Below are 8415 nucleotides of genomic sequence, written 5' to 3'. Positions count from 1 at the left end.
CCACCCCTCCGCTGGTCGACTCAGCCGCGCAGCGGCCCACCCCTCCGCTGGTCGACTCAGCCGCGCAGCGGCTGAATGGAGACCCGCGGCGCAGCAGACCTCTATACCCCGTCGAGCACCTGCGCCGCGAGCCGGTCGCCCACGAGCGGCCCCATCGTCAGCCCGGCGGCACCGAAGCCGGCGTTGACGAAGAGCGCCGGGCCCGAGGCATCCGTCGCCACAGGCCCCACCGTCGGCAACTCGCCAACGGGCAGAGGCCGCAGCCCCACGCGCGTCTCGATGATCGCCGCGTGCGCGAGCCCCGGCGCCACCGACAGCGCGTTGTGCAGCACCTCGAGCTGCCCCTGCGCCGTGATCCGGGTGTCGAAGCCGCTGCCCGTCTCGCGCGTCGCCCCGACCACGACGCGCGAGTCGTCGAATGCCAGCAGGTAGTGCGACGCGAACGGCGAGACCACCGGCCACGCCGACGTGTCGGCGGCGACGCGCAGGTGCGTGATCTGCCCCTTCTGCGGCTCGACGGGCACGCGCGCGCCGGTCGGCTCGAGCACCCGGTTGGTCCACGCCCCGCAGGCGACGACGATCGCGTCGGCCTCGAGCGTCTCGCCCTCGCCGACGACGAGCGACAGACCGCGATCGGATGCCTCCAGCGTCGCCTCGTCGTCGAGCACCCGTGCTCCGAGCGACTGCGCGGCCAGCAGCAGTCCGGCCTGCAGCATCCGCCCGTCGACCCGCGCCCCGCCGCCGATCAGCACCGCGTCGAGGCGCGGCCCCAGCGGAGGGAACAGCTCGGTCGCCTGCGCCGAGGTCAGTCGCCGCAGCTCGCCCATCGGGGGCGCGTCCGGCTGCCGGGCGGTGAGCCGGGCCTCGGCCTCGTCGAGTTCGGCGGCGTCCTCCGAGACGAGCAGCGCGCCGGTGACCTTGTAGCCGATGTCGTCGACCCCGTGTTCGGCAAGCGCCGAGACGAGTTCGGGGTAGAACGCGGCGCCCGCGGCGTACAGCTCGTAGAACTCGCCCTCGCGCCGCACCGACCACGGCTGGATGATCCCCGCACCGGCCGCCGTCGCGCGCCCGGCGAGCCCCGCGTCGACCACGGTGACGGATGCCCCGCGCCGCGCCAACCCGAACGCCGTCGCCGCCCCCGCGACCCCGGAACCGACGACGACCACCCGCGCTGCGCTCATGAGGCCAGCGTATGCGGGCCACCCGCCGGTCGACTCACGCGGAGCGTGAATGGAGACCCGGCGCGGCTACTCGACCAGCGTGGGGCGGGCGGCCGCGCGTAATCCCCCCGTAACGCCCCCATAGAATGTGGAAAAGTCCCACCAGGCCCGGAGGAGTACGCCCGTGGCGTTGATCGTCCAGAAGTTCGGCGGCAGCTCGGTCGCGGATGCCGAGAGCATCAAGCGCGTCGCCAAGCGCATCGTCGAGACGCGCCAGGCGGGCAACGAGGTGGTCGTGGCCGTCAGCGCGATGGGCGACACCACCGACGAGCTGATCGACCTGGCGCACCAGGTCGCGCTGATCCCCGAGCCGCGCGAGCTCGACATGCTGCTCACCGCCGGCGAGCGCATCTCGATGGCGCTGCTGGCCATGGCGATCAAGACGATGGGGTACGACGCGCGCTCGTTCACGGGCTCGCAGGCGGGCATGATCACGGATGCCGTGCACGGCGCCGCCCGCATCGTCGACGTCACCCCGGGCCGGGTCAGGGAGGCGCTCGACGAGGGCGCGATCGCGATCGTGGCCGGCTTCCAGGGCTTCAGCCGCGAGAGCCGCGACATCACCACGCTGGGCCGGGGCGGGTCGGACACCACGGCCGTTGCGCTGGCCGCCGCGCTCGACGCATCCGTCTGCGAGATCTACACCGACGTCGACGGCATCTTCACCTCCGACCCGCGCATCGTGCCGCTGGCGCAGAAGATCGACACCATCTCGAGCGAGGAGATGCTCGAGCTGGCGGCGGCCGGGGCGAAGGTGCTTCATATACGCGCAGTGGAATATGCCCGTCGTCATGGGGTGACGCTGCACGTGCGCTCCTCGTTCAACAACAGCGAGGGCACCCTGGTCATCAACGAGACCCCTGACGAGACCGCCGCGCGGATCCGTCGCGAGATGCAGGAGAACGGAATCGTGGAAGAGCCCATAATCTCCGGAGTCGCCACCGACCTGAGCGAGGCGAAGATCACGGTCGTCGGCGTGCCCGACACGCTCGGCAAGGCCGCCGCGATCTTCGACGTGGTGACCAAGCAGAACGCCAACGTCGACATGATCGTGCAGAACGTGTCGGCCGCAGCCACGGGCCTGACCGACATCTCCTTCACTCTGCCGAAGGCCGACGGGCAGCGGGTGCTGCAGGCGCTGCGCAGCGAGCAGGAGACGATCGGATTCCAGTCGCTGCAGTACGACGACCAGATCGGCAAGCTCGCCCTGGTCGGCGCCGGCATGCGCACCAACACCGGCGTGAGCGCGCAGCTGTTCCGCGCGCTCGCCGATGCCGGGATCAACATCGGCATGATCTCCACCTCCGAGATCCGCATCTCGGTCGTCACCCGCGCCGACGTGCTCGCCGAGGCGGCGCGCGTCGTGCACCACGCCTTCGGCCTCGACGGCGACCAGCAGGCGGTCGTCTACGCCGGAACGGGCCGCTGAGGGCGAAGGCCATTTCTGGCCTTCGCGCGGCCCGTTCCCGCGGCCGTCTCGGCCGCGGACCTGAGAGGATGAGGCCATGAGCAACGGATTCCACGTCGCCGTCGTCGGCGCGACCGGGCAGGTCGGCACCGTGATGCGGCGCCTTCTCGAGGAGCGCGACTTCCCGATCGCGAGCATCCGCTTCTTCGCCACCGCCCGCTCGGCAGGCAGCACGCTCGAGTTCAAGGGCGAGCAGATCGCCGTGGAAGACGTCGCGACCGCCGATGTGAGCGGCATCGACATCGCCCTGTTCTCGGCCGGCGCCACCGGCAGCCGGGCTGCCGCGCCCCGCTTCGCCGCGGCCGGCGCCATCGTGATCGACAACTCCAGCGCCTGGCGGATGGACCCGGAGGTGCCGCTCATCGTCTCCGAGGTCAACCCGCACGCCCTCGCCGACGCGAAGAAGGGCATCATCGCGAACCCGAACTGCACGACCATGGCGATCATGCCCGTGCTCAAGGTGCTCGATCGCGAGGCGGGCCTCCGGCGCCTGATCGTCTCCACCTACCAGGCCGTCTCGGGCTCAGGGCTCAAGGGCGCCACCGAGCTCGCCGAGCAGGCCACCGCCGCCGTCGAGTCGGGCGCGCTGCTCGGCCTCGTGCACGACGGAGCCGCGGTGCCGCTGCCCGAGCCGCAGGTCTACCAGCGGCCGATCGCCTTCGACGTCGTGCCCTTGGCCGGCAACCTCGTCGACGACGGCCTGGGCGAGACCGACGAGGAGAAGAAGCTGCGCAACGAGAGCCGCAAGATCCTCGAACTGCCCGAGCTGCTCGTCTCCGGCACCTGCGTGCGCGTGCCGGTCTTCACCGGGCACTCCATGTCGGTGAACGCCGAGTTCGAGCGCGAGCTCACGCCCGAGCGCGCGACCGAGTTGCTGACGGATGCCCCGGGCGTCGCCCTCTCGGACATCCCGACCCCCCTGCAGGCCGCCGGCCGGGACCCGAGCTTCGTGGGACGCATCCGTGCCGACGAGGGTGCGCCCGCGGGCCGCGGTCTCGCCTTCTTCGTCTCCAACGACAACCTGCGCAAGGGCGCCGCCCTGAACGCCGTGCAGATCGCCGAGCTCGTCGCTTCCTCGCTGGTCGACTCAGCCGCGTAGCCGGACCCGCTGGTCGACTCAGCCGCAGGCTGAATGGAGACCCGCGCCCCTTCGATCTCCATTCACGCTGCGCGTGAGTCGATCATCGGGCTCCGCCCGCCGCTGGTCGACTCAGCCGCAGGCTGAATGGAGACCGAGAGCGCACCAAATAGGATGCTGGGGTGAGTAGCTCCCAAGCCCCCGTCGACGTGGTCTTGATCGGCGGCGGAATCATGTCCGCCACACTCGGCACCTTCCTCAAGCGGGTGCGCCCCGATTGGTCCATCGTCATCGTCGAGCGCCTGGGCTCGGTCGCGGAAGAGAGCTCGAACCCGTGGAACAACGCGGGCACGGGCCACAGTGCGCTGTGCGAGCTGAACTACATGCCGCACCCCGACGACCCGGCCAAGGCCATCCAGATCAACGAGCAGTTCCAGCAGAGCCGCCAGTTCTGGGCGACGCTGGTGGAGGAGGGCAAGCTCGGCGAGGCGAAGTCGTTCATCAACCCCGCCCCGCACATGACCTTCGTGCGCAAGCCGAGCGACATCGAGTACCTGCGCATGCGGTACCAGACGCTCAAGCAGCACACTCTCTTCGAAGAGCTGGAGTTCACCGAGGATCGCGCCCAGGTCGCCGAGTGGGCGCCGCTGCTCATGTACAAGCGCGACCGGCGCGAGCACTTCGCCGCCACCCGGTCCATCGCCGGCACGGACGTCAACTTCGGCACGCTCACCAAGAAGCTCATCGACAACCTGGTCTCGGGCGGCGCCGAGCTGCGCCTCAACTCCGAGGTGCGCGGCCTGCGCAAGACGAAGGCCGGCGCCTGGCAGCTGACCGTGCGCCAGCTGGTCGAGCAGCGCACCTTCACCATCGAGGCGCCCTTCGTGTTCGTCGGCGCGGGCGGATGGGCGCTCAAGCTGCTGCAGAAGGCGGGCATCCCCGAGGCGAACGGCTACGGCACCTTCCCGATCAGCGGCGAGTTCTACAAGACGACGAACCCCGAGGTCGTCGCCAAGCACAACGCGAAGGTCTACTCGCAGGCCGAGGCCGGCGCCCCGCCCATGAGCGTGCCGCACCTCGACAAGCGCATCGTCGACGGCGAGGCGTCGCTGCTGTTCGGCCCGTACGCGGGCGCCGACCCCAAGTTCCTCAAGTACGGCAGCATCCTCGACCTGCCGGCGGGCATCCGCCCCAGCAACATCTGGCCCTACCTCTCTGTGGCCAAGGACAACATGGTGCTGCTCAAGTACCTGATCGGCCAGCTGACCCTCACCAAGAAGCAGAAGTTCGACGAACTGCGCAAGTTCATGCCGTCGGCCGAGCCGAAGGACTGGGAGCTGATCACCGCCGGCCAGCGCGCCCAGGTGATCAAGAAGGATCCGAAGAAGGGCGGCGTGCTGCAGTTCGGCACCGAGGTCGTGGCGCACACGGATGGCTCGATCGTCGGCCTGCTCGGCGCCTCGCCGGGCGCCTCGACGGCGGTCTCGATCATGCTCGACGTGCTCAAGACCTGCTTCCCCGACGAGTACGCGGGCACATGGCAGGAGGGGCTCAAGTCGCTCATCCCGACCCTCGGGCAGAAGCTCGACGAGAACCCCGAGCTCGCCCACGCCACCATGGAGCGCACCGCCGCCACCCTCGGCCTGCCCAAGTAGTCGCCGCCCGCCGTCCCCGCTGGTCGACTCGCCCGCAGGGCGAATGGAGACCCGCGCTCGCAGCGAATTCCCGCTGTTGGCTTGACCAACGGCCGCACTTCTCGGTCTACTGACCGAGTGGAGCTTCCTGTCGTCGACGTGGAGGGCGAGGCGCTGGATGAGGAGCTGATCCGCTCGTTCTCCGGTCAGAGCTTCGTCGACGAAGGCTGGATGCCGCTGCGCCGCCTCGACGCAGTTACCGTGCTCGCCGCCGTTGCCGTCGCGCCCTCGCCCGAGCTCACCGCGCACGCCGAGCGGCTTCTCGCGGCCCGCGTCGAGTGGGTGGCCACCGAGACCTGGGCGATGCGTCGGACCCTGCTCCGTGTGTTCTCACATGCCGTCGCCCACGACGCCGCGAATCAGCTCTACGAGCGCGAGCCGATGCTCTCGGCCCGCCGCGTCGTCACCCGCTCACAGCTGGTCGTGCTGCTCGTCGCCGTCGCCGTGTTGATCGGATGCCTCGCGCTGTGGCCCCGCGCGACCCTGCTGGTCGTCATCGGCGGCTCGAGCCTCGCGTTCCTGTTCGCGATCCTGTTCAAGTACGTGCTGTCGATGGTCGGCGCCCGCTACGACCATGTCGAACGGGTGGGGCGCCGGCAGATCGAGCAGCTGCGTGACGAAGACCTGCCGGTGTACACGGTGCTCGTCCCGGTGTTCCGCGAGGCCAACATCGTCGCCCAACTGATCGGCAACCTCGGCGGGCTCGACTACCCGGCCCACAAGCTCGAGGTGCTGATCCTCACCGAGGAAGAGGACGACGAGACCCGTGCGGCCGTTGCTGCGAGCGATCCGCCACCCAACTTCCACGTCGTCGTCGTTCCGCGCGGGTATCCGCAGACCAAGCCGCGGGCGTGCAACGTCGGACTGTTCGTCGCCTCGGGCGAGCTGCTGGTGATCTACGACGCGGAGGACACGCCCGAGCCCGACCAGCTGAAGAAGGCGGTGGTCGCGTTCCGCAACGGTTCCCGCAGCCTGGTCTGCCTGCAGGCGGCGCTGAGCTTCTTCAACGATGAGGAGAACGCGCTGACCCGCATGTTCACCCTCGAGTACGGGTTCTGGTTCTACTACATGCTTCCCGGGCTCGAGGCGACACGGCTGCCGATCCCGCTGGGCGGCACGTCCAATCACTTCCGCACGCAGATGCTGCGCGAGCTCGGCGGGTGGGATCCCTACAACGTCACGGAGGACGCCGACCTGGGCATCCGTGCCAGCGCCCGCGGTTACCGTGTCGGCGTCATCGACTCGACGACCATGGAGGAGGCGAACACCAGCATCCCCAACTTCGTGCGGCAGCGCAGCCGTTGGATCAAGGGCTACATGCAGACCACGCTGGTGCACGCCAGGCGGCCGCGCGCTCTCATCCGTCAGATCGGTGTCGTTCCGTTCCTCGGGTTCGTGCTGCTGATCGCCGGAACGCCGGTCACGTTTCTGGCGGTGCTGCCCTCGTACGTGCTGGTGGCCGCGTCGCCGTTCATTCCGGGCGAGCTGGTCGAGACCGTCGTGCCGACCTGGGCGGCGTGGATCATGCTGTTCAACTTCCTGATCGGCAACGCGATCATGGTCTACGTCAACATGCTCGGCCCGTTCAGTCAGAAGCGGTTGCGTCTGGTGCTGTGGGCGCTGCTGAACCCGGCCTACTGGATCCTGCATTCGATCGCCGCATACAAGGCGCTGTGGCAACTGATCACCAAGCCGCACTACTGGGAGAAGACCGACCATGGGCTCACCGCCCAGCAGAACTGAGACGTCGCAGCCGCCCACGGGTGCCCTGGTCCTGGTCCCGACCGCCCAGGTCGTGCCGCGCGAGCGCGGGCGGCGGGCGGCGCGGCTGCGTCCGCTCGCGCACCTCTCGCCGTTCCCCCAGGCGGCCTGGGCTCGCTGGGCGCTGCGCGCGGCGTTCGCACTGCCGTACCTCGCGGTGGCGGTCTGGGGCTCACGGATGCCGCTTCCGTCGTCCCCGATCGACCGCGTGATCGCCAACGTCGGCAAGCTCGACTGGTCCGGCTCGAGTCTGAAGCTCATCGGCGAGTTGTACCCGCCGCTGGCAGATCTCGTGACCGCGTTGCTGACGATCACCTTCCCCGGCGGCGAGCTCGCCCTGGGGATCGTCGGGGCGCTCGCGGCGGGCTTCTTCGTGCAAGAGATGCTCCAGTTCCTGGTGCGCCGGCGGATGCCCGGCACGGTGATCGCCGTGCTCATCCTGGCGGTCGCCGCGAACCCGATCACCTTCTACCTCGCCACGCAGTTCAGTTCGCTGTTCGTCGCCTCGGCCCTTTTCGGCATCGGGCTGCTCGACATGCTCCGCTTCGCCCGGTGGGATGCGACCCGCTCGGGGTTCCGCGCCGGGCTGTTGTTCATGTCCGCGGCTCTCACGAGCCGCGTCGGCATCGCCCTCGTGCTCGCTGCCGCGGCCACCGCGCCCGTGCTGGTGCCGCGGCGATCGGCGGCCCGCATGCGCGTCGCCGTCGTGGTGGTGCTGCTGTTCCCGACCGTGGCCGCGTTCGTGACCTGGGTGCTGCTGGAGCTCGCCTTCCGCGCCCGCGATCCCGGGCAGCTGTTCGCGGCCCTCGGCACGAACGCGCCCACCCACGCCACCGCCTGGCAGCTGATCACCTCCAACGGCGGCATCCCCATCGCCGCGAGCCTGCTCGCCGCTTGCGTCGTGGCCCTCATCCTGCGCCGGCCCATCGCGATCGCCGTGGCGGCGATCGTCTACGCGTCGCACATCATCGCGATGCTGCTGGGCCTCGCCTCCGGAGACTCCGCCGGGGCGACGTTCCTCACCATGACGGCGTTCTCGTTCGCGCTCATCCCGACGGTGCGCTCCCGCGGCGCGACAGTCGGCATCGGGCTGGTGGCAGCCGTGCAGATCGGCATCGGCTGGTGGCTCGCCTTCAGCACTCCGGCCGTCGTGGAGTGGATGCGGGCGCTGCTGCCCGCCTGAGGCGGGACCGC

General features: G+C 69.8%; 6 protein-coding genes. 5 read left to right on the top strand and 1 reads right to left on the bottom strand.

Annotation, left to right across the window (positions count from 1 at the left end):
* Window positions 1-101: 101 nt before the first annotated feature.
* Window positions 102-1181, bottom strand: a complete 1080-nt coding sequence (locus H563_RS16350) for an NAD(P)/FAD-dependent oxidoreductase (protein ID WP_022882734.1) — start codon at window positions 1179-1181, stop codon at window positions 102-104.
* A gap of 163 nt (window positions 1182-1344) precedes the next feature.
* Between H563_RS16350 and H563_RS0111385 the strand changes: the two genes are divergently transcribed.
* The 5 genes from H563_RS0111385 to H563_RS0111365 all read left to right on the top strand — a co-directional run bounded on the left by H563_RS0111385 (window position 1345) and on the right by H563_RS0111365 (window position 8404).
* On the top strand, window positions 1345-2649 hold the full coding sequence (locus H563_RS0111385; RefSeq protein WP_022882733.1) for an aspartate kinase: 1305 nt from the start codon (window positions 1345-1347) through the stop codon (window positions 2647-2649).
* A 76-nt stretch (window positions 2650-2725) separates the two neighbouring features.
* Entirely contained in the window at window positions 2726-3787 is a 1062-nt protein-coding gene (locus tag H563_RS0111380) for an aspartate-semialdehyde dehydrogenase (RefSeq protein ID WP_022882732.1), read from the top strand.
* Window positions 3788-3948: 161 nt separating this feature from the next.
* On the top strand, window positions 3949-5421 hold the full coding sequence (mqo, locus tag H563_RS0111375; RefSeq protein WP_022882731.1) for a malate dehydrogenase (quinone): 1473 nt from the start codon (window positions 3949-3951) through the stop codon (window positions 5419-5421).
* Between the two features lie 117 nt (window positions 5422-5538).
* Complete coding sequence (locus tag H563_RS16345) at window positions 5539-7203, top strand: glycosyltransferase (RefSeq protein WP_051142739.1); 1665 nt, start codon at window positions 5539-5541, stop codon at window positions 7201-7203.
* A complete protein-coding gene (locus H563_RS0111365; RefSeq protein ID WP_022882729.1) occupies window positions 7178-8404 on the top strand; it encodes a hypothetical protein in 1227 nt (408 codons plus the stop codon). The genes H563_RS16345 and H563_RS0111365 overlap by 26 nt, the downstream gene beginning before the upstream one ends.
* Window positions 8405-8415 lie beyond the last annotated feature (11 nt).

Origin of the sequence: Gryllotalpicola ginsengisoli DSM 22003 (assembly GCF_000419445.1) — a bacterium.
GTDB lineage: Bacteria > Actinomycetota > Actinomycetes > Actinomycetales > Microbacteriaceae > Gryllotalpicola > Gryllotalpicola ginsengisoli.
This window is presented reverse-complemented; position numbering and strand designations above follow the sequence as displayed.